We start from the raw sequence: 23,041 nt of genomic DNA on the forward strand, positions 1-23,041 counted from the left end.
ATGGAAAACGGTGGCCTGATGTCCTATCTCGTCCTTGCCCGCAAGTGGCGTCCGAAGCGTTTTGCCGAGCTGGTGGGCCAGGAACACGTGGTCCGTGCGCTCAGCAACGCGCTGGACAGCGGCCGGGTCCACCATGCGTTCCTGTTCACCGGCACCCGCGGCGTGGGCAAGACCACCATCGCGCGCATCTTCGCCAAGTCGCTGAACTGCGAACAGGGCACCAGTGCCGATCCCTGCGGCCAGTGTGCAGCCTGTCTGGATATCGACGCCGGCCGCTACATCGACCTGCTGGAAATCGACGCCGCGTCCAACACCGGCGTGGACGACGTGCGCGAGGTGATCGAGAACGCGCAGTACATGCCTTCGCGTGGCAAGTACAAGGTCTACCTGATCGACGAAGTGCACATGCTGTCCAAGGCGGCGTTCAATGCGCTGCTGAAGACGCTGGAAGAGCCGCCGGAGCACGTGAAGTTCCTGCTGGCCACCACCGATCCGCAGAAGCTGCCGGTCACCGTGCTCAGCCGCTGCCTGCAGTTCAACCTCAAGCGCCTGGACGAGGACCAGATCCAGGGCCAGATGACCCGCATCCTGGCGGCCGAAGAGATCGAGGCCGACGGCAGTGCCATCGTGCAGCTGGCCAAGGCTGCCGATGGCAGCCTGCGTGACGGCTTGTCGCTGCTGGACCAGGCGATTGCCTATGCGGGCGGCGCACTGCGCGAGGACGTGGTGCGCACCATGCTGGGCACGGTCGACCGCACCCAGGTGGCGGCGATGCTCGATGCGCTGGCTGACGGCGATGGCCCGCGCCTGCTGCAGGTGGTGGCCGCGCTGGCCGAATTCTCGCCGGACTGGAGTGGCGTGCTGGAAGCGCTGGCCGAAGGCCTGCACCGCATCCAGGTGCAGCAGCTGGTACCGGGTGCGGCCGTTGCCGAAGGCCTGGATGCCGCCGCATTCGCCGAGCGCCTGCGCCCGGAAGTGGTGCAGCTCTGGTACCAGATGGCCTTGAACGGCCGTCGTGACCTGCCGATGGCGCCGAGCCCGCGCGCGGGCTTCGAGATGGCCGTGCTGCGCATGCTGGCGTTCCGCCCGGCCGCGGCGGTCCCGCCGGTGCCGAAGTCGGTGGAGGGGGCAGGCAATGCGCCGGGTGGCAATGCTGCCGGTGGTGGCACCGGTGCGGGTACCCACGAAGCGACGCCGGCGACTGCCGCTGCTTCGGCAAGCCCGGCCGTGGTGGCGCAGGTGGCCGCTCCGGTGCAGGCCGCGCCGCGCGAACCTGAACCCGAACCTGAGCCGGCCCCGCAACCCGAACCGGACCCGACGCCGGAGCCCGAGCCGGTTCCGGTGGAAGAGCCGGTGTCACCGCCGCCGGTGAAGGCCGAAGCAGCGGCGCCGCCGTCCGTTGAAACAGAAGTGGGCGACGACCTGCCGCCGTGGGCCACCGACGAAGCCGAGGCACGTGACGAGGCGCTGGCGGCCGAGATGGCTGGGCCGGAAGCTGCCATGGTGGCGCCCTGGCATGAGCCGCCGGCTCCCGTCGCGGCTCCCAGCGAGCCTGCACCGCCCGCGCGCCCGTTCCGCACTGAAGGCATTGCCATCGCGCCGGTCGAGCCGGCGCCAGTGCAGGAGAATGCGCCGCTGGAAGGTGTGAGCGACCTGGCCAGCGCCGAGGACTGGCTGGATCTGGTCGCCAACAGTGGCCTGAGCGGCCCGTCGCGGCAGCTGGCCGCCAACGCTGCCTTCATCAGTTGCCAGCACGGGACCTTGAAACTGGGCCTTTCGCCCGGATTTGAATACCTGCGCTCGGAGCGCGCGCTGGCCGCCCTGGGCGAGATGCTGGAGAAGGCCCTCGGCCAGGCGCCGAAGATCGTGGTCGAGACCGTGGAAACCGAACACGTTCCGGCCGAGACTCTGCACCAGCGTGCCGACCGCCAGCGTAGTGAGCGGCAGCAGGTGGCAGAGGCCGTTTTCATGGACGACCCGGAAGTGCAGGTGCTGATCCAACAGCACGGTGCCCGGGTTGTTTCCGATTCCATCCGTTCTTTTGACGAGTAAGACACCATGCGCGGAAACATCGCCCAACTGATGCAGCAGGCCCAGAAGATGCAGGAAAACCTGCAGAAGGCCCAGGAAGAAATCGCCAAGATCGAAGTGACCGGCAGCGCCGGCGGCGGCATGGTCAGCGTGACCCTGACCGGTGCCAAGGAATGCCGCAAGGTGCGCATCGACCCGTCGCTGACCAGCGACCCGGAGATGCTGGAAGACCTGATCGCCGCCGCCTTCAATGATGCGTCGAACAAGATCGATGCCGAGTCGAAGTCGAAGATGGGGTCGGCCACCGCCGGCATGCAGCTGCCGCCGGGCATGAAGCTGCCGTTCTGATTTCCCAGGGGGGCGCCTGCCGCTGCAGGTGCCCGCTCCAACCCTCGGTCGAGCATGGCTCGACTCTACAGACAGCTGTCGAGCGTGCTCGACGCCATGAAAGCATGCCGCCGTGTCCGCACTCCTGCTTGAACAATTGATCGACGCATTGCGGGTGCTGCCTGGCGTCGGCCAGAAGACTGCACAGCGCATGGCCTATCACCTGCTCGAGCGCGAGCGCGAAGGTGGCCAGCGTCTGGCCGAGACACTGGCATTGGCGGTGGAGCGAATCGGCCACTGCGTGCAGTGCCGCGATTTCAGCGAAACCGAGCTGTGCCCGACCTGTGCCAACGGCAGCCGCGAGCGCAGCCAGCTGTGCGTGGTCGAATCGCCGGCCGACCGCCTGGCCATCGAGAACGCCACCGGCTTCCGCGGTGTCTACTTCGTGCTGCAGGGGCGGCTGTCGCCGCTCGATGGCATCGGCCCGCGCGAGCTGGGCCTGGAGCAATTGGAGCGACGGTTGGCCGAAGGCGAGGTGCAGGAGCTGATCATCGCCACCAGCGCCACTGTCGAGGGCGAGGCCACCGCGCATTACCTGGCGCAGCTGGCGCGCGCACGCAAGGTGCAGCCGAGCCGTTTGGCGCAGGGCCTGCCACTTGGCGGTGAACTTGAATACGTCGATCGCGGCACGCTCTCGCACGCGTTCGGAACGCGCAGCGAATTCCGCGATTGAATGCCGGCCGGGCATCCCCCGGCGCGGCCGGCCTACAATGCGGATGACATCCCCGCCGAGGCCGACCATGAGCAACGAAACCCTCTTCAGCAAGATCATCCGTCGCGAGATCCCGGCCACCATCGTCTACGAGGATGACGAGGTGCTGGGCTTCAAGGACATCGCACCGCAGGCGCCGGTGCACGTGCTGTTCATTCCGAAGAACGAGATCATTCCGACCCTGGATGACCTGCAGCCGTCGCAGGCGCACCTGATCGGCAAGCTGGCGCTGGCTGCCGCCGAGTACGCGCGCCGCGAGGGCTTCGCACAGGACGGCTATCGCATCGTGATGAACTGCCGCGAGCATGCCGGGCAGACCGTGTTCCATATCCACATGCACCTGCTGGCCGGTGCGCCGCTGGGGCATTTCGGTGCGCCTGGGCGTTGAAGCCCCTGTCCACGCCATGCGCGGATGAAAAAGGCCGCCCGAGGGCGGCCTTTTCCGTCATGCCTGTGCGGTGACGATCACCACCAGCCCCAGCGACCATAGCCGCCCCAGTACGGGCCATACGGGCCCGGGCCCCACGGACCATAGGGGTAGGGCACCACGTCGACCTGGCGCTGTTCCGGCCACAGGTAGATCACATCGGCCGACAGCTTGGGCAGGCGGTAGTCGTACTCGCCGATGCGGGTGTTCTGGTAGCCGTCGATCTTGCCGATGAAGGTCACGTCACGACCGGCTTCGAACACGGCCGGGTCGTAGAAGCCGGCACGGCAGGCGATGAAACGACCGTCGCTGGCGTCGGACGAGGTGGTGTTCGGGCGGCCACTGCCATTGAGCGGGCGCGAGATGATCTGGAAGCAGGTCTCGCCCTGGCCGGGCTTGGTTTCGATGATGCGACCGCCCCAACGGACCGGCGTGCCGACCTGCTGGGTAGCGACCGAGTCGCGCGGGGAGACCAGGCTGAACTGTCCCTGCAGCGGCTTGGGGGCCGTGGCGCAGGCCGACAGGGCCAGCGTGGCCACAGCGGTGAGAAGGAACTTGGTGTTCATGGGGAGGCTCCGGAAGTCGGGCGATGCCTGCGCAGGTCCCGCAATAATGAAGCGAGGTCGGTGCAAGTTCCAGCGTAGCGCGCGTCGGCGAAACGCTGGCTGAGTGCGAGCAGGGCCGGGTCAGGGCGCTGCCGGTGCACCCGCTGGGCCCAGTCCTGTGCGGTTTCGTGCGGTTCACGGGCCAGGCCGAGGCGGGCGTAGCGCCGTCCGAGCCGGTGCCAGGCGCGCAGCAGCGGGTCGCGTTCGCGCTCGCCACGGGCCAGCAGCCAGGCCATCCACGCCAAGGCCAGCATCGTTGCCACCACGAAGCCAGCGACAAGTTGCGTGGGGCCCAGATCATCCAGCCCGAACGGCGTGAGCAGTTGCTGCTGGCGGCGTGCATCGAACGAGAGCACCAGGTCGTTCCAGCCGCGGCGCAGCCAGTCGCCCATCTGCCCCAGCTGCTGCCAGCGTTGCTGCAGTGGCGTGTCCGTACCGGCCTGCAGGCGGTCGTCCAGTGTGTCCAGGATGCGTTCCGGTGCCACGGCTGCGGTCGGGTCAACCCGTACCCAGCCGCGCTGCGGCAGCCATACCTCGGCCCAGGCATGGGCGTCCATCCGCCGCACGATCCAGTAGTCGCCAAGGCGGTTGTAGGTGCCACCGGCAAAGCCGGTCACCACCCGTGCCGGGACGCCGGCATTGCGCATCAACACCACGAAGGCCGAGCTGAAGTGTTCACAGAAGCCGGCCTTGTAGCCGAACAGGAACTCGTCGATCGGGTCGCGCCCTGCCGCAGGGGTGTCCAGCGTGTACGAGAAGTCGGTGGTGATCCACTGCAGCGCGCGGCGCACGATGGCCTCGTCATCGCTGCCAGCCTGCTGCCGCCATTGCTGCGCCAACGTGGCGGTGCGCGGGTTGAAGCCACTGGGCAACTGCAGCGCGGCCCGTCGCAGATAGGGTGACAGCGTGCTGTCGAAGCGTTGTGGTGGCGCCGAATGCAACCGCCAGCGGCTCAGCGACGCCAGTGACCGCTCGCTGCTCAGGCTCATGTCCGCATCCAGCGTGCTGCCTGCAGGCGCGCGGCTGGGCAGGTCCAGTGCCACCAGCTGGCGCCGGTCGGTGGGTTCGTAGTCGATCTGGTAGTCCCAACCCTGCGTGCCGGCCTCGACCACGGCCGCCTGCCGTCGCTCGCTGGCGCGGTCACGTGTCCAGCGCCGGCCATCGAAGGCGGTCAGTACCGGTCCTCGCCAGTAGCGTTGCATCGGCTCGGGTACCGCGCCGAAGAACTGCACGCGCAGCGCCGGGCTGTCGTCGGCCATCAGGTCCAGCCACTGGCCGGGCTCCATGCTGTCGGACAACCCCGGCGTACCCACGGCGCGCTCGGGAACACCCCACAGTGGCGTGGCCAGGCGCGGGAACAGCCAGAAGCAGGCCAATGCCAGCGGCAGGCCGATCGCCAGCAGGCGGCCAACGCCGCGCAGCTGCCCTCGCAAGGGCAGCTGCGCGGCGTGGCCTTCATCCCCGGCCAGCCGTTGCAGGGCGAGCAGCGCGCTGATCCCCGCCAGTGCGGCCAACACCGTGGTCAGTGGTCCTTGGTCGAGCAGGAACGCCGCAAACGGGGAAAACAGCGCGAAGCCGAGCAGGCTGCGGGCATCGCGCCGGCTGCGCAGCTCGCTGGACTTGATCGCCAGCATCGCTGCCAGCAGGGCGCAACCGGTATCGCGCCCAGGTCGGACCATCCCCATCTGCCAGGCGATGGCACCGAGCATGGCCAGCACCAGCAGCAGGCGCACCGGCATGGGCAGCACCTTCCGCCACGACAGAGCCGCAGTCACGAGCGCTGCGGCCGCGATCACGCCCGCCAGCAGGGGCGGCAACTGCAGCAGCAACGGCAACAGCGCCAACGCCGCGCTGGCCAGGGTCCAGTTGCGGGCATTGCGGTCGAGCGCGGGCGTGGTCTCAGTCATGCGGCATCAATGCCAGTGCACGCAGGCACAGGTGGTGGTGGCTGGCGCCCTGGCCTGGCCCGAACGGCGGGTGTGCAGGCAGCAGCAGGGTGTAGCGGCGGCCTTCGCGCTCGGCCATGTCGACCCATCGCGCCAAACGCGCGATGCGTGCTTCATGGCCCAGCGGGGACAGCGTGCGCCAATCGAGGATGACTTCGATGCCAACCGGTTTTTCGTACTCGCGCACCAGCAGGCTGTCGCGGCGTGCCGAGTGCTTCCACGAAATGCTGCGTGGCGCATCGCCCGCACGATAGGGCCGTAGCTGATGCAGTTCCTCGCCACTGGCATGGGCGCGCGTGTGCAGCGGATCGTTGCCGCTTTCCGGCAGTGCAGGGGCCAGCGCCTCGGGTTGCGGATAGACCAGCAGCGGTTGTTCCGGCCACACCCACGACCATGCCCGCACCAGGCCCAGTGGCTGGGTGGTGGAGAGGCGGATGCGCGGGAGCTCCAGCCAGCCGCGGCGTTCGCTGGGAACGTGCAGCTCCACTTCACCGCGGCCGTGTGCAGGCAGCGAGGTCCAGGCCTCGCTGTCCCCAAGCTGCAGGTGCAGGCCGTGGCGTGCGCGCGGATCACGCAGTGACAGGTCCACGCGCAGGCGCAGTGGTTGTCCGGCAGGAACCGGCTCGGCGGAGATCGCGTCGATCTGTACGCCGGACAGCTGCAGGTGCGCGGCGATGGCGCTGGCGATCGCCGCTGCCGCCAGCAGCAGGGCCAGCAGCAACGCCGGGTTGTTGTTGTAGTTCAGTGCGCCCAGCAGCATCGCCGCCAGCAGCGCGGCGACGAACAGGCCGAAACGGGTGGGCAGCACGTAGATGCGATGGCGGTCCAAGCGCTGCGGCAGTGCTTCAGGCCTGCGCGGGCGAGCCAGCAGCTGCAGTCGTGCCCAGCGCGTGGCCACCCTCAATCCACCGCAACGGTCTGCAGGATGGCCCGTGCCAGTGCCGGCCCCGAGCTGGACTCGGCTTCGGCCACGAGGCGATGACCGGCCACCGCCACGAACAGGGTCTGCACGTCCTCGGGCACCACGTGGCCGCGGCCCAGCAGAAGTGCATGCGCCCTGGCCGCGCGCAGCAGCGCAAGGCCGGCACGCGGTGACAGGCCCACGCGCACGCCGGCGTGCTGGCGGCTGCGGGTCAGCAGGGCCTGCACGTAGTCGACCAGTGCATCGCTGGCATGGACCTGGCTGACGGCTTCACGCAGCGCGCGTACCTGGGTGTCATCCAGCTTCGGTACGGCACGTGCGATCAGGTCGCGGCGGTCTGTACCACGCAGCAGTTCGCGTTCGGCCTGCGCACTGGGGTAGCCCATCGCCAGGCGCAGCAGGAAACGATCCAGCTGCGAATCCGGCAGCGGGAAGGTACCGGACAGGTCCACCGGGTTCTGCGTGGCGATCACGAAGAACGGATCGGGCAGGGGATGGGTCTGCCCATCCAGGGTGACCTGCTGTTCGGCCATCGCCTCCAGCAGCGCGCTCTGCGTGCGCGGCGGCGCACGGTTGATCTCATCGGCCAGCAGCACGTGGGTGAACACCGGCCCCGGGTGGAACTGGAACTGGCGGCTGCCAGCCTCATATACCGAAACGCCCAGTACATCGGCGGGCAGCAGGTCGGAAGTGAACTGCACGCGCTGGAAACTGAGGCCCAGGCTGCTGGCCAACGCATGCGCCAGCGTGGTCTTGCCCAGGCCGGGCAGATCCTCTATCAGCAGATGGCCACCGGAAAGCAGGGCGACGAAAGCCAGCCTGACTTCCGGCACCTTGCCCAGCACCAGTGCGTTTACCTGATCCTGTGCCTCCCGCAGGGCCTGGCGCAGTTGATCGGTTAGCATGCTGGGATTGGGGGACGAGGCTGGCATGATCGTCTCAGGTCTGGAATCCATTCGATTATCCATAGAGCAATGCAGGGCGAACAGCGCGCGCGGACAATATTTCTCTGGTTATGGACGCTGGTCACAGCGGCCAAGCTGGTAGTGGCTGCGCGGCTGCCACTGTTTGTTGACGAGGCGTTCTATTGGCAGGAAGGCCAGCATCTGGCCGCTGCGTATTCGGACCTTCCCGGACTGACCGCATGGTTGGCGCGCCTGGGTGTGGAGATCGGTGGCCACCATGTGCTCGCGTTGCGCCTGCCGTTCCTGGCCATCGGCGCGCTGCTGCCGTTGCTGGTGGTGCGCACGGCCACGCGCTGGTTCGGCAATGTGGCCGGTTGGCAAGCGGGCAGCCTCACGCTGTTGATGCCGTTGTCGGCGACGCTGGGCCTGCTGGCGGTGCCGGATGTGCCCATGGCACTGGCCGCGGTGATCTGCCTGCACGCCGGTGCGCGGCTGCTGCACAACGTTGATGCATCGTCGGCGATGAAGCTTGCGCTGGGCCTGTCGATCGGTGCGCTCAGTCACTACCGTTTCATCGGTGTCATCGGCGTTGGCTTCATCGCGTTGCTGGCGCTGCCGCAGGGGCGGCGCATGCTGGCCGATCCGCGCGTATGGGTCGCGCTGGCGGTGGGCGTGCTGGCGTGGCTGCCGTTGCTGGCATGGAACGCGGACAACCACGACGCCGGCCTGAAGTTCCAGGTGGTCGAGCGCCATCCCTGGACGTTCGAATGGAACGGGCTGTGGTTCCTGGTGATCCAGCCCATGCTGGTCACCCCGATCCTGTGCATGGCGATGTGGAAGGTGGCGCTGGCCGGTACCCGCAGGGGCGGCGGCACGCGCGTGCAGTGGCGCTACTTCGGCCTGGTCGGGGGCGTATCCACGCTGGGCATCTTCCTGCTGGGCTTCTTCACCGACGTCGAGCGGATCAGTTTCCATTGGCCGCTGCCGGGCTACCTGGCCCTGCTGGTGGCGGTGCCGGTGGTGCTCAACGGCTGGCCACGCTGGCTGCGGCGCACCGGCTGGTGGCTGGCGGGCGCAGGCATGGTGCTGGCGTTCGGCTATTACCTGATGGCCTCCACGCCTGCGTTGCGCGAGCAGCTGGCAGGCAGCAAGTACTACCCGCGCAATTTCGCTGGCTGGCAGCCGTTGGCGATGGCGGTGCGCGAAGAGTTGCAGCAGATGCCGGCGGGCACGCGGGTGCTGGCGGGGAACTTCAAGGTGGGGGCCGAGCTGGGCTTCCAGCTCGGCAATGGCGATATCGAAGTGCTGCCGCATCCGCTCAACGACAAGCATGGGCGCACCGCGCAGCTGGCGCAGTGGGAACTGCTGCATGAGGGCAAGCGCTCGACGCCGATGCTGCTGGTGCTTTCACCCAGCGACCAGCGTTATCGCGATCTGCTGGCGCGCTATCACGCCATCTGCGGACAGGTGGGGCCGCTGCCGGCGCCGCGGGTGGTCAGCAGTGACCATGGTTTCCAGCGTTTCCTGCTGTTCCGGCTGCCGGCGCAGCGCGCGGCGGGGGCGTGCGTGACTCCGGCAATGGCTTGGCTGGATACGCCTTCCAACGGCGAAAAGGTGTCTGGCAAGCTGGCGATCAAGGGATGGGCGTTCAAGGATGGTGTCGGCCTGGCACGGGTTGAGGTGCTGGTCGATGGCCGCTCGATGGGGGATGCGCGCTATGGCCGCGCATTCGACGTGCGCCAGACCTGGCCGGACAGCACCGATCCGCAGCATCCTGCGGTGGGCTTCGATGCTTCATTGGACACGAGCACGCTGGCGCCGGGACGACATTGGCTGGGCCTGCGCCTGCACGGTCGCGATGGCAGCGTGGAGGAATGGCAGGAGCAGCCGTTCGAGGTTCGCGGGCGCTGAGGCGGAGCGCGGTCCAGGTGGTCGCGCGCCAGGTTGGTTGCGTGCTCCAGGTTGGTCGGGGGCTCCACGTTGGTCGGGGGCTCCACGTTGGTAGAGTCGACTGTTAGTCGACTGCTCTTCCAGCCGCCGGCAGAACCCCGCGCTGCGCGTGATGGTCGACTGACAGTCGACGCTACCCGGCTCAGGTCCTACCCGGCCCATGTCCGGCCTGTTTCCGCGATCGGTGCCGGCAGTCAGTGTGCCGCCTTCAGGGCACCGCGAACCCTGCCTGGCGCAGCAACCCGCACAGCGCGATCAGCGGCAGGCCGATCAGCGCGGTCGGGTCGCGGTTGTCGATCGCTTCGAACAGGCTGATGCCCAGACCCTCGCACTTGAAGCTGCCGGCACAGTCCAGCGGCTGTTCGGTGGCCACGTAGCGTGCGATCTCCTCCTGGCCCAGCGCGCGGAAACGGACCTCGGTCAGATCCACGGCACTGAATGATTCTCCGTCTAGCGTGAGACTGATGGCGGTATGGAAGCGTACTGTCTGCCCGGACATCGCCGCCAGCTGCGCGCAGGCCGCCTCGGCCGTGCCCGGTTTGCCCAGCGGCTGCCCGTTCAGGTCCGCCACCTGGTCCGAGCCGATCACCCAGGCGCCGGGGTGGCGGGCGCCGACTTCGGTTGCCTTGGCCGTGGCCAGGCGCGTTGCCAGGGCCAGCGGCGTCTCACCGTTCAACGGGGTTTCATCCACCTCCGGGCGCGCGCAGTCGAAGGGCAGGCCCAGCCGCTGCAGCAACTCGCGGCGGTAGCGGGAGGTGGAGGCCAGGACCAGTGACATGCGAGAATACCGGGGCAGGGTGCGGCAGTCTGGCCTGTGCGCAGCGCCAGCAGCAAGTGCTGTATGGCGGGCATTTGACAGCAGCCCCCCCGATCCTTAGTATTCAGCGGCTTATGTCCGCGAACGTGCCCGAATCGCTGGATGCTTGGCGGATGGTCGTAGCGCGAAGGCGCTTCGACGGCCAGGTTTCCCTGGCTGAATTGACCCGCCTGCAGGGGCTGGTCGCAGATACCGACGGCGAGTGTTCCTACTCGCTTGAATTCGGTCGCGACGAAGTCCTGCGGGTATCCTATGTGGAACTGACCATCGACACCGCGTTGCCGCTGACCTGTCAGCGCAGCATGCAGCGATTCCTGTTGCCGGTGAAGGTGACCCAGAGGCTTGGCCTGATCCGCGACGAGGACGAGGAATCGTCCCTGCCGGAGGAGTACGAGGCGTTGCTGGTGCCGGAAGACGGCCAGCTGCGTCCGCTGGACCTGGTCGAAGACGAGTTGGTGCTGGCGGTGCCGGTGGTTCCGCTGTCGCCCGACGGTGAAGCAGTCGACAAGGACTGGGCGCCGAGCGAAGAAGAAGCAAAGAAGGCCAATCCGTTCGCGGCATTGGCGGCATTGAAGAAACAATAGCAGCCGGATTGTCGTCGGCGGCTGCGGCGAAAGCGAAAGTGTGCTGGGCGCTGGCGTCCTGCGCGACGATACGACGAAGCAAAACGAACCGAGTTTGGAGCAATCCCATGGCTGTGCAGAAATCCCGTGTTACCCCGTCCCGCCGCGGCCAGCGCCGTTCGCATGACGCCCTGAGCGCCAAGCAGCTGTCGACCGACCCGACCACCGGCGAAGTGCACCTGCGTCACCACATCACTGCCGACGGTTTCTACCGCGGCAAGAAGGTCATCCAGACCAAGACCTCGGCCGTCGAAGAAGATTGATGTGCCGGGAAGGCCGCTGCCCCCGGGCAGCGGCCTTTGCCTTCTTTCCCGGGCGTGCCGGTGATCGGCGGCCCGCGCAACAGGAAACATGATGAGCAAGCGGATCTATTCGAGGATCGCGGGCACCGGTAGCTATTTGCCGGAAAAAGTCCTGACCAACGCCGACCTGGAAAAAATGGTCGAAACCTCGGATGAGTGGATCCAGTCGCGCACCGGAATTCGTGAACGGCACATCGCGGCCGAAGGCGAAACCACCAGCGACCTCGGCTACCAGGCCGCGTTGCGCGCACTTGAAGCGGCCGGTATCGACGCTTCGCAGCTCGACATGATCGTGGTCGGTACGACCACGCCCGACCTCATTTTCCCCTCCACCGCGTGCCTGATCCAGGCCAAGCTCGGTGTTGCGGGGTGCCCTGCCTTTGACGTCAACGCCGCCTGCTCGGGCTTCGTGTTCGCGCTGGGCGTGGCCGACAAGTTCATCCGTTCCGGCGACTGCAGGCACGTGCTGGTGATCGGCACCGAAACGCTGACCCGCATGGTCGACTGGAACGATCGCACCACCTGCGTGCTGTTCGGCGATGGCGCCGGCGCCGTCGTGCTCAAGGCCGACGAGGAAACCGGCATCCTCAGTACCCACCTGCATGCCGACGGCAGCAAGAAGGAGCTGCTGTGGAACCCGGTGGGCGTCTCGACCGGCTTCAAGGACGGTGCCAACGGTGGCGGCACCATCAACATGAAGGGCAACGACGTGTTCAAGTACGCCGTCAAGGCGCTGGACTCGGTCGTGGACGAGACCCTGGCTGCCAATGGCCTGGACAAGTCCGACCTGGATTGGCTGATTCCGCACCAGGCCAACCTGCGCATCATCGAAGCCACCGCCAAGCGCCTGGACATGTCGATGGACCAGGTGGTGGTGACTGTCGACAAGCACGGCAACACCTCGTCCGGCTCGGTGCCGCTGGCGTTGGACGCCGCGGTGCGTTCGGGCCGCGTCGAGCGCGGCCAGCTGCTGCTGCTGGAAGCCTTCGGCGGCGGCTTCACGTGGGGTTCGGCCCTGCTGCGCTATTGATAGTGCAAGTTACGACAATGTGAAGTTTTGTCGTTACGGCCCCTCTGGGGCCGTAACGCGTTTAAAGGAGTACACGTCATGGTTGAGCCCATCGTCATCGAAGGGCAGCGCGCCTGGCTGAAGCAGTACGGCAAGGGAAGCCGCGCAGTGGCCCTGGGCCTGCTCAATTTCGTTGCCCGTCGTTTCCATCTGGACGCCCTGCGCCCACCGCCGCACCGTGGTGGTGATGCCGCGCGAGAAACCGAAGCCCGTCGCCTGGGAGAACTGCAGGCGCAGGGCGTGAACGTGCCCGACGTGCTGGGCAGCGGCCACGCCGCGCTGGTGATCGGTGACAACGGCAGCTCGTTCAATACCTGCCTGCGCCAGGCCGACGAGGCCGGCCGCGACCGGCTGGTGATGGCGGCCATGCAGGCCATCGCCGAAGCGCATGCGCGCGGCGCCTATTTCGGCCAGCCGCTGCCGCGCAACCTCACCTGGGATGGGCAGAAGGTGGGCTTCATCGACTTCGAGGAAGATCCGCTGGAAGTGATGGATCTGTCCGAAGCGCAGGCCCGCGACTGGCTGATGTTCGGTTACGGCGTGGCCAAGTACTACGCCGACCGCCCCGAGCAGCTGCAGGCGATGATGGCCGAGGCGATGGGCGAGGCCCAGGCGCCTGTGCGCGAACACGTGCACGCGGTCAGCGGCCGCCTGCGCAGCCTGGCCCGGGTCTGCATGAAGCTGGGCCGTTCAGCGCGCGCGCTGGCGCATTCGATCTTCATCGCCCATGGCGCCAGCACGGCGGGCGTACTGATGCTGGTGGGCCTGTGCGTGGACTTCCTCGCCGACGGCGACCTGGACGTGCTGCAGCTGTTCTGCTGATGGCAGGTTCGCGCTGCTGGCAGGTTGGCGCTGCGGTAGAGTCGACTGTCAGTCGACTTCCGCGCGCAGCGCGGGTTTTCAGCGGCTGATCGAAGGGCAGTCGACTGACAGTCGACTCTACCTGAGCGGGGCACCGCACCGGATGCCGGGTTGTCCCGCGGCCGCGCTCCATACGCCTGCATACGCGCACGTACAGACGACACAGCGGATTCGCCCTTATCATGGCCCGCTTCGATTGCAACAAGCGGATGACCGCGTGACCGTATCCACCCTCGCTTTTGTCTTCCCCGGCCAGGGCTCGCAGTCTGTGGGCATGGTGGCCGAGCTGGCCGAACTGCACCCGCAGGTGCGTGAAGCCTTCACCGAAGCATCCGATGGTGCCGGCGTCGACCTGTGGGCGCTGTCCCAGGGTGGCCCGGAGGAAATGCTCAACCGTACCGAATACACCCAGCCGGCCCTGCTGGCCGCGAGCATCGGCGTGTGGCGTGCCTGGAACGCCGTGGGCGGTCCGCGCCCGTCGGTGCTGGCCGGCCACAGCCTGGGCGAGTACACCGCCCTGGTCGCCGCTGGCGCGCTGAGCCTGCATGACGGTGCGCACCTGGTGCGCCTGCGCGGCCAGCTGATGCAGGAAGCCGCACCGGCCGGTGTCGGCGCCATGGCCGCCGTGCTCGGTGCTGAAGACCAGCTGGTGCTGGACGTCTGCGCCGAAGCCGCGGGCAGCCAGGTGGTGGTGCCGGCCAACTTCAATTCGCCGGGCCAGATCGTGATCGGCGGCGACGCAGATGCGGTTGACCGCGCGCTGGCGCTGCTGGCCGAAAAGGGCGTGCGCAAGGCCGTCAAGCTGGCCGTGAGCGTGCCCTCGCACACCCCGCTGATGCGCGAAGCCGCCAACCGCCTCGCCGAAGTGATGGCCGGCCTGTCCTGGCAGGCGCCGCAGCTGCCGGTGGTGCAGAACGTGGATGCCCAGGTGCATGACGGTATCGACGCGATCCGTACCGCGCTGGTCCAGCAGCTGTACCAGCCGGTGCAGTGGACCGGGTGCGTGCAGGCGCTGGCCGGTCGTGGCATCACCCAGGTTGCCGAGTGCGGCCCGGGCAAGGTGCTGACCGGCCTGGTCAAGCGCATCGACAAGGCCATCGACGGCCGTTCACTGGCCACCCCGGGCGACTTCGAAGCCGCCCGCGAGGCATGGTCGGCCTGACTCCCCCTGTTCCTGCCGACCGTACCGGTGGCCGCTGCACGCGGTACGGGTACGGCGGCCGCCCCAGCCTGAGGAAAACACCATGAGCAAGCCCCTGCAGGGTGAAATCGCACTGGTCACCGGCGCCAGCCGTGGCATTGGTGCCGCCATCGCCGATCTGCTGGCCGCCCAGGGCGCCACCGTCATCGGCACCGCCACCACCGAATCCGGCGCTGCCGCGATCGGTGAGCGCCTGGCCGCCCACGGCGGCCACGGCCGTGCACTGAACGTGACCGACGCTGCCGCGCTGGACAGCGTGCTGGACGGCATCGCCAAGGAGTTCGGCCCGATCTCGATCCTGGTCAACAATGCCGGCATCACCCGCGACAACCTGCTGATGCGCATGAAGGACGAGGATTGGGCGTCGATCATCGACACCAACCTGACCAGCGTGTTCCGCACCAGCAAGGCGGTGATGCGCGGCATGATGAAGGCACGCAAGGGCCGCATCATCAACATCGCATCGGTGGTGGGCGTGACCGGCAATGCCGGCCAGGCCAACTACGCGGCCGCCAAGGCCGGCATCATCGGCTTCAGCAAGTCGCTGGCCAAGGAAATCGGTTCGCGCGGTGTCACCGTCAATGTGGTTGCTCCCGGCTTCATCGACACCGACATGACCAAGGCGTTGCCGGAAGAAGCGCGCGCCGCGCTGATCAACGACATCGCCCTCGAACGCCTGGGTTCGCCGGAGGACATCGCCCATGCGGTGGCCTTCCTGGCCAGCCCGGCTGCCGGTTACATCACCGGCGAAACCCTCCATGTGAACGGTGGCATGTACATGCCGTAAGCAAGGGGCGCAGGGATTGCGCCGCAAGTGGTTGATCTGCTGAGGTTTTTGCTGCGATGCAAGGCCGCGCCGGTTTCCACTACACTATCCCACGGCCATCGCCTTTGATGGCGACCACTTTTGAACCACAACTCCATCTGGAGCGAGATCCCATGAGCACCATCGAAGAACGCGTCAAGAAAATCGTCGTCGAACAGCTTGGCGTCAAGGAAGAAGAAGTCACCAACAGCGCATCGTTCGTCGATGACCTGGGCGCTGACTCGCTGGACACCGTCGAGCTGGTGATGGCCCTGGAAGAAGAATTCGAGTGCGAGATCCCGGACGAAGAAGCCGAGAAGATCAGCACCGTGCAGGCCGCCATCGACTACGTCAAGGCCCACGTCAAGGCCTGATGTCAGACGGCAGTGCGCGTGCAGGTATTTCCTTGCCGCGCACCGCACCCCATGGGGCCGCTGTTGCGGCCCCGTGTGTTTGGGCATCACATCGAAGCAAACCGAGTTACCCGTAGAAATCATCCGGGTCAGGAGAAACAGCAATGAAGCGTCGCGTCGTCGTAACCGGCCTGGGTATCGTCTCGCCGTTGGGCAATGATCTGGCCAGCAGCTGGGAAGGCATCACCCACGGTCGTTCGGGCATCGGTCCGCTGACCAACGTTGCTGATGCCTACGTGGATCGGTTCACCACCAAGATTGCAGGTGAGGTCAAGGGATTCGACATCACCGCCGACAATGAACTGTTCGGCAAGTTCCGGGTCAGCGGCAAGGATGCCAAGAAGATGGACCCGTTCATCCATTACGGCCTCGGTGCCTCGTTCATGGCCCTGCATGATTCGGGCCTGGAGATCACCGACGCCAATGCCGAGCGCATCGGCGCCATCGTCGGCGCCGGCATCGGCGGCCTGCTCGGCATCGAAGAGCAGACCATCGAGTTCCACGAGGGCAAGAAGATCTCGCCCTTCTACGTACCGAAGACCATCATCAACATGCTGCCGGGCCAGCTGAGCATCATCACCGGCCTGAAGGGTCCGTCGTTCTCGGCGGTCTCGGCGTGCGCGACCTCGAACCACTCGATCGGTACCGCGATGCGCATGATCCAGTACGGCGATGCTGACGTGATGGTGGTCGGCGGTGCCGAGCGTGGCTCGTCGCCGACCGCGCTGGGCGGCTTCTGCGCGATGAAGGCCATGAGCACCCGCAACGATGCCCCGGAACAGGCTTCGCGCCCGTGGGACAAGGACCGTGACGGCTTCGTGCTGGGCGACGGCGCCGGCATCCTGATCCTGGAAGAGTACGAGCACGCCAAGGCCCGTGGTGCGAAGATCTATTGCGAACTGGCTGGCTTCGGCGCCAGCTCCGACGCGTACCACATGACCGCACCGAGCGAGAACGGCGAAGGCGCCGCGCGCTGCATGGTCATGGCCATGAAGGACGCCGGCGTGACCCCGGAGCAGGTGGGTTACCTCAACGCGCACGGCACCTCCACGCCGCTGGGCGACCTGGGCGAGACCATGGCGATGAAGACCGCCTTCGGCGACCACGCCTACAAGATGATGGTCAGTTCCACCAAGTCGATGACCGGCCACCTGCTGGGCGCTGCCGGCGGCGTGGAAGCGATCTTCTCGGTGATGGCACTGCAGGACAACGTCATTCCGCCGACCATCAACCTGGAACAGCCGGGCGAAGGCTGCGACCTGGACTACGTGCCGAACGAAGCACGCCAGGCCAAGGTGGACGTGGTGATGTCCAATGGCTTCGGCTTCGGCGGCACCAACGGCACGCTGATCTTCAAGCGCGTCTGAGTGGTGTTGCGACGTCGCGCCACGCTCGACGTCGCATTGGTAGAGTCGACTGTCAGTCGACTGCCTTTCGATCCGCCGCGGTGATCGTTGATGGGAAAGCAGTCGACTGACAGTCGACTCTACCCATCGGCAATCCGACAAACGGATCAACGCCGTGCACCACGGAGCCGCCGCAAGGCGGCTTCCGTGCATCTGAACTCCCGAACTGGCTGCCATGACCCACGCACCGCTGATCCACCCGCTGCCGCACCCGATCGATCTGCTGGCCCTGCAGCAGCACGACCCGGCGCGTTTCCCGCTGCTGATGGAATCCACCGCCTCGGGCACCGCCCAGGGCCGCTGGAGCCTGCTGCTGGTCGCGCAGGGCGATGGCCTGCGGCTGGATGCCGACGGCCAGGTGCGCGACCAGCACGACCTGGTGCAGCCCGGCACGTTCCTGCAGGCACTGGATCGCGCCTGGCAGCATGAGCGCCTGTCGCATGACGGCAGCCACAGCCTGCCGTTCCGCGGCGGCTGGGCGTTGATGCTCGATTACGAAGTGGCCAGCCAGATCGAACCGGTGCTGCCGGCGCGTGCTCGCGGGGATGGCCGCCCGACCGCGCTGGCGCTGCGCTGCCCGGCCGCGGTGCTGCACGACCACCACAACGAGGCCAGCTTCGTCATTGCCGAAGCCGGCGAGCAGGCATTGCTGGATGCGCTGGTGGCACTGGCCTCGGCCGCGCTGCCCGAAGCCGGGCAGGGCTGGCAGCCACCGCAGGCGGTCGGCGAGGACGCGCCGCAGCGTTTCACCGATGGCGTGCGCCGGGTGATCGAGTATCTGCGCGCCGGCGACGTGTTCCAGGTGAACCTGTCGCGGCGCTGGAACGCGCAGTTCGCTGCGCCGGTCAGCCCGCAGGCGCTGTACGCACAGCTGCGTCGTGCCAACCCGGCGCCGTTTGCCGGCCTGTTCAGCGCGCACGGCCGCCATGTGGTCAGTTCCTCGCCGGAGCGGCTGGTGTCGGTGCACGCCGGCCATGCGCAGACCCGTCCGATTGCCGGTACCCGTCCACGCTTCGAAGGCGACGACGATGCCGCGCGCATCCAGGAACTGGTCGGTCACCCCAAGGAGCGCGCCGAGCACGTGATGCTGATCGACCTGGAGCGCAACGACCTGGGCCGCATCTGCCTGCCGGGCACCGTGGTGGTCGATGAGCTGATGACCGTGGAGAGCTACGCGCACGTGCACCACATCGTCAGCAACGTCAGCGGCCATCTGCGCCCGGAGGTCACGCCCGGCGAGGTGATCGCCGCCACGTTCCCGGGTGGCACCATCACCGGCTGCCCGAAGGTGCGCTGCATGCAGATCATCAGCGAGCTGGAGCAGGTGCCGCGCGGCGCCTATACCGGCGCGTTCGGCTGGCTGAACCGCGATGGCGACCTGGACCTGAACATCCTGATCCGTACCGCCGAAGTGGATGGCCACGAGGTGAGCTTCCGCACCGGCGCCGGCATCGTGGTCGATTCGGACCCGGACAAGGAGCTGGACGAGACCCGCGCCAAGGCCCGCGGCCTGCTGCGCGCACTGGGCCAGCAGGGGTAGTGCCGGCCGCTGGCCGGCAACCTCATTCATCCGCGGTCCACGCGATTGCCGGCCAGCGGCCGGCACTACCGGTACCGGCGGGTGCCGTTGTTCCGGTGGGTGCCGACCGTTGGTCGGCACGGCTGCGTGGCCCCGGTCATGACCCCAATCCACCGGCACGGTATCCTGCACGACGGAATCGAGTTCAGAGGTAGTCCATGGCGGGAGCCAAGCGCGGGTGTCTGTTCGTGGTAACGCTGGTGGTGGTGCTGGGCGCCGTCGTGGCCGGCGTGGGCGCGTGGTTCTTCTACCAGCAGACGCGTTTCGCCGATGCCCCGATCACCCCGACCGCCGAGAGCATGGTCATCGCCAGCGGCGATGGCATGAACAGCGTGCTGCGCAAGCTGCGCGATGCCGGCGTGGACGAGGGCCAGGACGCGCAATGGCAGCTGCTGGCGCGCCAGCTCGACGCCGCCGGCAAACTGAAAGTGGGCGAGTACGCGCTCAGCGCCGAGCTGACCCCGCGCGAACTTCTGCTGCGCATGCGCGCGGGCAAGGTGCTGCAGCACCGCGTCACCATCGTCGAGGGCTGGAACATCCGCCAGCTGCGTGCTGCGCTCAAGCGCGCCGAGCCGCTGCTGCACGCCACCGACAATCTCGATGACGCCGCGCTGATGCAGCGTCTCGGTTTTGGTGGCCAGCATCCGGAAGGCCGCTTCCTGCCGGAGACCTATGTCTACCAGCGTGGCGACAGCGATCTGGACGTGCTCAAGCGCGCCCATGCCGCAATGGAAAAGGCGCTGGATGAGGCTTGGGAAAGCCGTGCGCCGGACCTGCCGATCAACACGCCCTACGAGCTGTTGACGATGGCCTCGATCATCGAGAAGGAAACCGCGCTGGCCAGCGAACGCCCGCAGATTGCCGGCGTGTTCATGCGCCGCCTGAAGATCGGCATGCGCCTGCAGACCGACCCGACCGTGATCTACGGCCTCGGTGCCGCGTATGACGGCAACATCCGCCGTCGCGACCTGACCACGGATACGCCGTACAACACCTACACCCGTGCCGGCCTGACCCCGACCCCGATCGCGATGCCCAGCCGCGACGCGCTGATGGCCGCCGCGCAACCCGCGGCGGGCGACGCGCTGTACTTCGTCGCCGTGGGCGATGGCAGCGGCGCGCACGTGTTCTCGCCCAGCCTGGACCAGCACAACGCCGCAGTCGCCCGCTACCTGCAGCAGCTGCGCCAGCAACGTACCCAGGAGACCCCGGCGCAATGAGTCCCGCGCTGCTTCGCCACCCGCGTTTCGTCAGCCTGGAAGGCGGCGAGGGCGCGGGCAAGACCACCGCCATCAATGCCATCCGTGACTGCCTGCGCAGCCACGGTCATGAGGTGGTACTGACCCGCGAGCCGGGCGGTACGCCGCTGGCCGAGCGCATCCGCGGCCTGGTGCTGAAGCCCGATGCCGAGATCGCCGCCGAACCGCTCAGCGCCGAAGCCGAGCTGTTGCTGGTGTTCGCCGCGCGCGCGCAGCATGTGCGCCAGGTGATCCAGCCGGCACTGCAGCGCGGTGCTTACGTGCTGAGTGATCGCTTCACCGATTCCAGCTACGCCTACCAGGGCGGTGGCCGTGGCCTCGACCCGCAGTGGATTGCCGATCTGGAGCGCCGCGCGGTGGGCCTGCTGCCGGGCCTGACCCTGCTGCTGGACGTGGACGTGGCGGTGGGCCGCGCACGCGCCAATGGCCGCGACCTGTGGCCGGACCGCATCGAGAGCGAGCAGGACGATTTCTTCCAGCGCGTGCGCGAAGTGTTCCGCAGCCGCGCACAGCAGGATCCGCAGCGCTTCGCGCTGGTCGACGCTGGCCAGGTGCAGGAACGCGTGGCGGCCGACGTGGTCGCGCGTGTCGAGCGCTGGCTGCGGGACGGGGAGGGCGTATGAGCACGTTTTCGCCGTGGCAGCAGCGCGCGTTCGATCAGACGGTTGCTGCGCTCGATGCAGACCGGCTCGGTCATGGCCTGCTGATCTGCGGCCCGGCCGGGTTGGGTAAGCGCGAGGTGGCACTGGCGCTGGCCGACCACGTGCTGGCGCGCGGTGATGCCGCGCATGCCACGCGCACGCGCCAGCTGATCGCCGCGGGTACCCACCCGGACCTGCAGCTGGTCAGCTTCATCCCGAACAAGAGCGGCGACAAGCTGCGCACCGAGATCGTCATCGAGCAGGTGCGTGAGATCACCGACACGCTGGCGCTGACCCCGCAGTACGGCGTGGCACAGGTGGTGATCGTCGACCCGGCCGATGCGATCAACCGCTCGGCCGCCAATGCACTGCTGAAGACCCTGGAAGAGCCGCAGCCCGGCCGTTACCTGTGGCTGATCAGCAGCGACCCGGCGCGGCTGCCGCAGACCATCCGCAGCCGTTGCCAGCGCCTGGAATTCAAGCTGCCGCCGCAGCATGAAGCACTGGCCTGGCTGCAGCAGCAGGGACACAGCGAGGCGTCGGCGCGCGAAGCGCTGGAGGCTGCACGCGGCCATCCCGGCCAGGCCGACAACTGGCTGCGCGAAGATGGCCTGCGCCTGCGCCGCGAGGTTGGCCGCGAGCTGGAACAGCTGGCCGCCGGCAAGACCGGTGCGGTGGAGCTGGCGCAGAAGTGGTGCGGCGACGACAACGCAGCGCTGCGCCTGCGCTTTGCCGCCGACCTGGCGCTGGCCCAGGCCAGCACCGATGCCTTGACCACGCCGGAGCGATTGCACAAGCTTGCAGCCTGGTTCGATGCGGCCAACCGCACCCGCGATCTGCTGCGCACCACGGTGCGCGCAGACCTTGCGGTGGTCGAGTTGCTGCTGGCCTGGAACAAGGTGAACGAGCGGCCTGCCGCAAGGGGAAATCGATGAGTGCCAGCAACGCCCGCCAGGGCATCCTGTCCCTGGCCGTGAAGGACAAAGCCGCGCTGTACAGCGCGTACATGCCGTTCGTGAAGAACGGCGGCATCTTCGTGCCCACGCCCAAGCGCTACTTCCTGGGCGACGAGGTGTTCCTGTTGCTGACCCTGCCCGATTCCAGCGAGCGCCTGCCGGTGGCCGGCAAGGTGATCTGGGTGACCCCGGCCGGCGCGCAGGGCAACCGCACTGCCGGTATCGGCGTGCAGCTGGCCGACGGTGCCGAAGGCGAGGGCGTGCGCCACAAGATCGAGACCCTGCTGGCCGGACTTACCGGCTCGGACAAGCCGACCCACACGATGTGAGGTAGCACCGGGGCCTTTCTGTAGAGCTGAGCCATGCTCGGCTGCGGCCCCCGGAAACACCCGTGAACACGAATGTGAAAAACTGTTGACGGCCTCTGAAAAGCCCCTATAATGAGCGGCTCAGCAACACACCGGGCGGTTAGCTCAGCGGTAGAGCATTGCCTTCACACGGCAAGGGTCACAGGTTCGATCCCTGTACCGCCCACCATGTTGCAGAACGAAAGAAGCCTCCAGCAATGGGGGCTTTTTTGTTGCCTGCGATTCTGCTGGGCCGACGGGCAGCGGACCCTGTCTCAGCCGTGTTCGTCCAACAGCGCGCGCGCGATCAGTGCCGTTGCATCCAGCAGGTCGTGGCCGCTGCCGGCCTGCACCACCACTGCAAGCAGACCACGGCCCACCTCGGCATTGCCGCTGGTCAGTTCCATCTCGCCTTCAAAGCACAGATCGGCCAACCATTCGTGGACCTGTTGCAGCCCGCGCTTGCGGGCGCGGCGGAACTCCGCGAGCAGCTTCGCCTGGCCGGCCTCACGCTCGCCATCGGCAAGCAGGCCGATGGCTCCGCCGTGCGCTGCGCGCCAGAGGGCTGGCAGCGGGCGACCGTTCGCGTCCACCACGTCTGCCGCGAACTCCGCGCAGTACATTTCGTAGCGCTTGCCCGCTGTGCTGCGAGGCACGATGCCGGTTTGGGCGAGCAAGCGTTCGGCTTCATCCAGTTTGCTGAACTTCAAGCGCAGCAGTGCAGGACGGCTCAGTTGTTGTGCCAGCGCCTGCTGGTTGGCGGCGAACCATACGTTCCAGCCTACGCTTGCGCGGCCCTCCAGGGCGGCCTTGAAATACTCCAGGTGTTCGGCGTCCATTGCGGCTTCCCGCGTTCCCTGCGCGATTGTAGCGGGAG

24 protein-coding genes and 1 tRNA gene are annotated in these 23,041 nt (G+C 67.4%); 19 read left to right on the forward strand and 6 right to left on the reverse strand.

The window, feature by feature from the left end; genetic code table 11:
• The first annotated feature begins 18 nt into the window (after positions 1 to 18).
• The 4 genes from dnaX to AC5P5S_RS00610 all read left to right on the forward strand — a co-directional run bounded on the left by dnaX (position 19) and on the right by AC5P5S_RS00610 (position 3,518).
• Positions 19 to 2,052 carry a DNA polymerase III subunit gamma/tau gene (dnaX, locus tag AC5P5S_RS00595; protein WP_062607775.1) on the forward strand — a complete coding sequence of 678 codons (2,034 nt, stop codon included), beginning with the start codon at positions 19 to 21 and terminating at the stop codon, positions 2,050 to 2,052.
• Positions 2,053 to 2,058: 6 nt separating this feature from the next.
• Complete coding sequence (locus tag AC5P5S_RS00600; RefSeq protein ID WP_005408298.1) at positions 2,059 to 2,379, forward strand: YbaB/EbfC family nucleoid-associated protein; 321 nt, start codon at positions 2,059 to 2,061, stop codon at positions 2,377 to 2,379.
• A gap of 112 nt (positions 2,380 to 2,491) precedes the next feature.
• On the forward strand, positions 2,492 to 3,091 hold the full coding sequence (gene recR / locus AC5P5S_RS00605) for a recombination mediator RecR (protein ID WP_062607626.1): 600 nt from the start codon (positions 2,492 to 2,494) through the stop codon (positions 3,089 to 3,091).
• A 67-nt stretch (positions 3,092 to 3,158) separates the two neighbouring features.
• Entirely contained in the window at positions 3,159 to 3,518 is a 360-nt protein-coding gene (locus tag AC5P5S_RS00610; protein WP_005408300.1) for a histidine triad nucleotide-binding protein, read from the forward strand.
• Positions 3,519 to 3,595: 77 nt separating this feature from the next.
• Here the strand turns inward: AC5P5S_RS00610 and AC5P5S_RS00615 are convergent, their stop codons facing one another.
• Genes AC5P5S_RS00615 through AC5P5S_RS00630 form a run of 4 tightly spaced genes read right to left on the reverse strand, consistent with a single transcriptional unit; the run spans position 3,596 to position 7,962 of the window.
• Entirely contained in the window at positions 3,596 to 4,123 is a 528-nt protein-coding gene (locus AC5P5S_RS00615; RefSeq protein WP_005408301.1) for a Slp family lipoprotein, read from the reverse strand.
• Complete coding sequence (locus AC5P5S_RS00620) at positions 4,120 to 6,069, reverse strand: transglutaminase TgpA family protein (RefSeq protein ID WP_062607624.1); 1,950 nt, start codon at positions 6,067 to 6,069, stop codon at positions 4,120 to 4,122. The genes AC5P5S_RS00615 and AC5P5S_RS00620 overlap by 4 nt, the downstream gene beginning before the upstream one ends.
• A complete protein-coding gene (locus AC5P5S_RS00625) occupies positions 6,062 to 7,006 on the reverse strand; it encodes a DUF58 domain-containing protein (RefSeq protein ID WP_043033683.1) in 945 nt (314 codons plus the stop codon). Before AC5P5S_RS00625 ends, AC5P5S_RS00620 begins: the two co-directional genes overlap by 8 nt.
• A gap of 2 nt (positions 7,007 to 7,008) precedes the next feature.
• Positions 7,009 to 7,962: an AAA family ATPase gene (locus tag AC5P5S_RS00630; protein WP_005408304.1), complete on the reverse strand. Its 954-nt coding sequence runs from the start codon at positions 7,960 to 7,962 to the stop codon at positions 7,009 to 7,011.
• Between the two features lie 42 nt (positions 7,963 to 8,004).
• Here AC5P5S_RS00630 and AC5P5S_RS00635 point away from each other — a divergent pair, with 42 nt between their 5' ends.
• Complete coding sequence (locus tag AC5P5S_RS00635; RefSeq protein WP_495276282.1) at positions 8,005 to 9,846, forward strand: glycosyltransferase family 39 protein; 1,842 nt, start codon at positions 8,005 to 8,007, stop codon at positions 9,844 to 9,846.
• Positions 9,847 to 10,093: 247 nt separating this feature from the next.
• Here the strand turns inward: AC5P5S_RS00635 and AC5P5S_RS00640 are convergent, their stop codons facing one another.
• Positions 10,094 to 10,663, reverse strand: coding sequence for a Maf family protein (locus AC5P5S_RS00640; RefSeq protein WP_062606581.1), 570 nt, complete (start codon positions 10,661 to 10,663; stop codon positions 10,094 to 10,096).
• A 113-nt stretch (positions 10,664 to 10,776) separates the two neighbouring features.
• On the opposite strand from AC5P5S_RS00640, the gene AC5P5S_RS00645 reads away from it, so the two are divergent.
• The 14 genes from AC5P5S_RS00645 (at position 10,777) to AC5P5S_RS00710 (ending at position 22,354) form a co-directional block, all read left to right on the forward strand.
• A complete protein-coding gene (locus tag AC5P5S_RS00645) occupies positions 10,777 to 11,286 on the forward strand; it encodes a YceD family protein (RefSeq protein WP_049397145.1) in 510 nt (169 codons plus the stop codon).
• Between the two features lie 107 nt (positions 11,287 to 11,393).
• The gene (gene rpmF, locus AC5P5S_RS00650) at positions 11,394 to 11,588 is read left to right on the forward strand and encodes a 50S ribosomal protein L32 (RefSeq protein WP_005408308.1); all 195 of its coding nucleotides are present in this window, start codon (positions 11,394 to 11,396) and stop codon (positions 11,586 to 11,588) included.
• Between the two features lie 91 nt (positions 11,589 to 11,679).
• Entirely contained in the window at positions 11,680 to 12,657 is a 978-nt protein-coding gene (locus AC5P5S_RS00655) for a beta-ketoacyl-ACP synthase III (RefSeq protein ID WP_005408309.1), read from the forward strand.
• A 78-nt stretch (positions 12,658 to 12,735) separates the two neighbouring features.
• On the forward strand, positions 12,736 to 13,518 hold the full coding sequence (locus AC5P5S_RS00660) for a BUD32 family EKC/KEOPS complex subunit (protein ID WP_005408310.1): 783 nt from the start codon (positions 12,736 to 12,738) through the stop codon (positions 13,516 to 13,518).
• Between the two features lie 256 nt (positions 13,519 to 13,774).
• The gene (gene fabD / locus AC5P5S_RS00665; RefSeq protein ID WP_062606584.1) at positions 13,775 to 14,719 is read left to right on the forward strand and encodes an ACP S-malonyltransferase; all 945 of its coding nucleotides are present in this window, start codon (positions 13,775 to 13,777) and stop codon (positions 14,717 to 14,719) included.
• Positions 14,720 to 14,801: 82 nt separating this feature from the next.
• Positions 14,802 to 15,545, forward strand: coding sequence for a 3-oxoacyl-ACP reductase FabG (fabG, locus tag AC5P5S_RS00670; RefSeq protein WP_012479289.1), 744 nt, complete (start codon positions 14,802 to 14,804; stop codon positions 15,543 to 15,545).
• A gap of 152 nt (positions 15,546 to 15,697) precedes the next feature.
• The gene (acpP, locus tag AC5P5S_RS00675; protein WP_005408313.1) at positions 15,698 to 15,937 is read left to right on the forward strand and encodes an acyl carrier protein; all 240 of its coding nucleotides are present in this window, start codon (positions 15,698 to 15,700) and stop codon (positions 15,935 to 15,937) included.
• A 143-nt stretch (positions 15,938 to 16,080) separates the two neighbouring features.
• On the forward strand, positions 16,081 to 17,343 hold the full coding sequence (fabF, locus tag AC5P5S_RS00680) for a beta-ketoacyl-ACP synthase II (RefSeq protein ID WP_012479290.1): 1,263 nt from the start codon (positions 16,081 to 16,083) through the stop codon (positions 17,341 to 17,343).
• A 214-nt stretch (positions 17,344 to 17,557) separates the two neighbouring features.
• Positions 17,558 to 18,922: an aminodeoxychorismate synthase component I gene (locus AC5P5S_RS00685; RefSeq protein ID WP_012479291.1), complete on the forward strand. Its 1,365-nt coding sequence runs from the start codon at positions 17,558 to 17,560 to the stop codon at positions 18,920 to 18,922.
• A gap of 197 nt (positions 18,923 to 19,119) precedes the next feature.
• Complete coding sequence (mltG, locus tag AC5P5S_RS00690; protein ID WP_062606586.1) at positions 19,120 to 20,181, forward strand: endolytic transglycosylase MltG; 1,062 nt, start codon at positions 19,120 to 19,122, stop codon at positions 20,179 to 20,181.
• Positions 20,178 to 20,843, forward strand: coding sequence for a dTMP kinase (tmk, locus tag AC5P5S_RS00695; protein WP_019336901.1), 666 nt, complete (start codon positions 20,178 to 20,180; stop codon positions 20,841 to 20,843). Before mltG ends, tmk begins: the two co-directional genes overlap by 4 nt.
• Complete coding sequence (locus tag AC5P5S_RS00700) at positions 20,840 to 21,796, forward strand: DNA polymerase III subunit delta' (RefSeq protein WP_062606588.1); 957 nt, start codon at positions 20,840 to 20,842, stop codon at positions 21,794 to 21,796. The genes tmk and AC5P5S_RS00700 overlap by 4 nt, the downstream gene beginning before the upstream one ends.
• Positions 21,793 to 22,146 carry a PilZ domain-containing protein gene (locus AC5P5S_RS00705; protein WP_005412452.1) on the forward strand — a complete coding sequence of 118 codons (354 nt, stop codon included), beginning with the start codon at positions 21,793 to 21,795 and terminating at the stop codon, positions 22,144 to 22,146. The genes AC5P5S_RS00700 and AC5P5S_RS00705 overlap by 4 nt, the downstream gene beginning before the upstream one ends.
• Before the next feature lie 133 nt (positions 22,147 to 22,279).
• A tRNA-Val gene (locus AC5P5S_RS00710) sits at positions 22,280 to 22,354 on the forward strand.
• Between the two features lie 85 nt (positions 22,355 to 22,439).
• On the opposite strand, the gene AC5P5S_RS00715 is transcribed toward AC5P5S_RS00710, so the two are convergent.
• Positions 22,440 to 23,003 carry a hypothetical protein gene (locus tag AC5P5S_RS00715; protein ID WP_043398239.1) on the reverse strand — a complete coding sequence of 188 codons (564 nt, stop codon included), beginning with the start codon at positions 23,001 to 23,003 and terminating at the stop codon, positions 22,440 to 22,442.
• Positions 23,004 to 23,041 lie beyond the last annotated feature (38 nt).

Source organism: Stenotrophomonas sp. YJH_SMC_54, from assembly GCF_059368435.1.

Bases quoted from the DNA above. Each gene is read 5' to 3' on its own strand.
- acpP (WP_005408313.1), top strand. From the start codon at position 15,698: ATGAGCACCATCGAAGAACGCGTCAAGAAAATCGTCGTCGAACAGCTT.
- AC5P5S_RS00645 (WP_049397145.1), top strand. From the start codon at position 10,777: ATGTCCGCGAACGTGCCCGAATCGCTGGATGCTTGGCGGATGGTCGTA.
- AC5P5S_RS00700 (WP_062606588.1), top strand. From the start codon at position 20,840: ATGAGCACGTTTTCGCCGTGGCAGCAGCGCGCGTTCGATCAGACGGTT.
- AC5P5S_RS00635 (WP_495276282.1), top strand. From the start codon at position 8,005: ATGCAGGGCGAACAGCGCGCGCGGACAATATTTCTCTGGTTATGGACG.
- AC5P5S_RS00600 (WP_005408298.1), top strand. From the start codon at position 2,059: ATGCGCGGAAACATCGCCCAACTGATGCAGCAGGCCCAGAAGATGCAG.
- AC5P5S_RS00655 (WP_005408309.1), top strand. From the start codon at position 11,680: ATGAGCAAGCGGATCTATTCGAGGATCGCGGGCACCGGTAGCTATTTG.
- fabG (WP_012479289.1), top strand. From the start codon at position 14,802: ATGAGCAAGCCCCTGCAGGGTGAAATCGCACTGGTCACCGGCGCCAGC.
- dnaX (WP_062607775.1), top strand. From the start codon at position 19: ATGTCCTATCTCGTCCTTGCCCGCAAGTGGCGTCCGAAGCGTTTTGCC.
- AC5P5S_RS00620 (WP_062607624.1), bottom strand. From the start codon at position 6,069: ATGACTGAGACCACGCCCGCGCTCGACCGCAATGCCCGCAACTGGACC.
- AC5P5S_RS00660 (WP_005408310.1), top strand. From the start codon at position 12,736: ATGGTTGAGCCCATCGTCATCGAAGGGCAGCGCGCCTGGCTGAAGCAG.
- AC5P5S_RS00630 (WP_005408304.1), bottom strand. From the start codon at position 7,962: ATGCCAGCCTCGTCCCCCAATCCCAGCATGCTAACCGATCAACTGCGC.
- AC5P5S_RS00615 (WP_005408301.1), bottom strand. From the start codon at position 4,123: ATGAACACCAAGTTCCTTCTCACCGCTGTGGCCACGCTGGCCCTGTCG.
- AC5P5S_RS00685 (WP_012479291.1), top strand. From the start codon at position 17,558: ATGACCCACGCACCGCTGATCCACCCGCTGCCGCACCCGATCGATCTG.
- AC5P5S_RS00610 (WP_005408300.1), top strand. From the start codon at position 3,159: ATGAGCAACGAAACCCTCTTCAGCAAGATCATCCGTCGCGAGATCCCG.
- AC5P5S_RS00705 (WP_005412452.1), top strand. From the start codon at position 21,793: ATGAGTGCCAGCAACGCCCGCCAGGGCATCCTGTCCCTGGCCGTGAAG.
- rpmF (WP_005408308.1), top strand. From the start codon at position 11,394: ATGGCTGTGCAGAAATCCCGTGTTACCCCGTCCCGCCGCGGCCAGCGC.
- fabF (WP_012479290.1), top strand. From the start codon at position 16,081: ATGAAGCGTCGCGTCGTCGTAACCGGCCTGGGTATCGTCTCGCCGTTG.
- AC5P5S_RS00715 (WP_043398239.1), bottom strand. From the start codon at position 23,003: ATGGACGCCGAACACCTGGAGTATTTCAAGGCCGCCCTGGAGGGCCGC.
- tmk (WP_019336901.1), top strand. From the start codon at position 20,178: ATGAGTCCCGCGCTGCTTCGCCACCCGCGTTTCGTCAGCCTGGAAGGC.
- AC5P5S_RS00640 (WP_062606581.1), bottom strand. From the start codon at position 10,663: ATGTCACTGGTCCTGGCCTCCACCTCCCGCTACCGCCGCGAGTTGCTG.
- mltG (WP_062606586.1), top strand. From the start codon at position 19,120: ATGGCGGGAGCCAAGCGCGGGTGTCTGTTCGTGGTAACGCTGGTGGTG.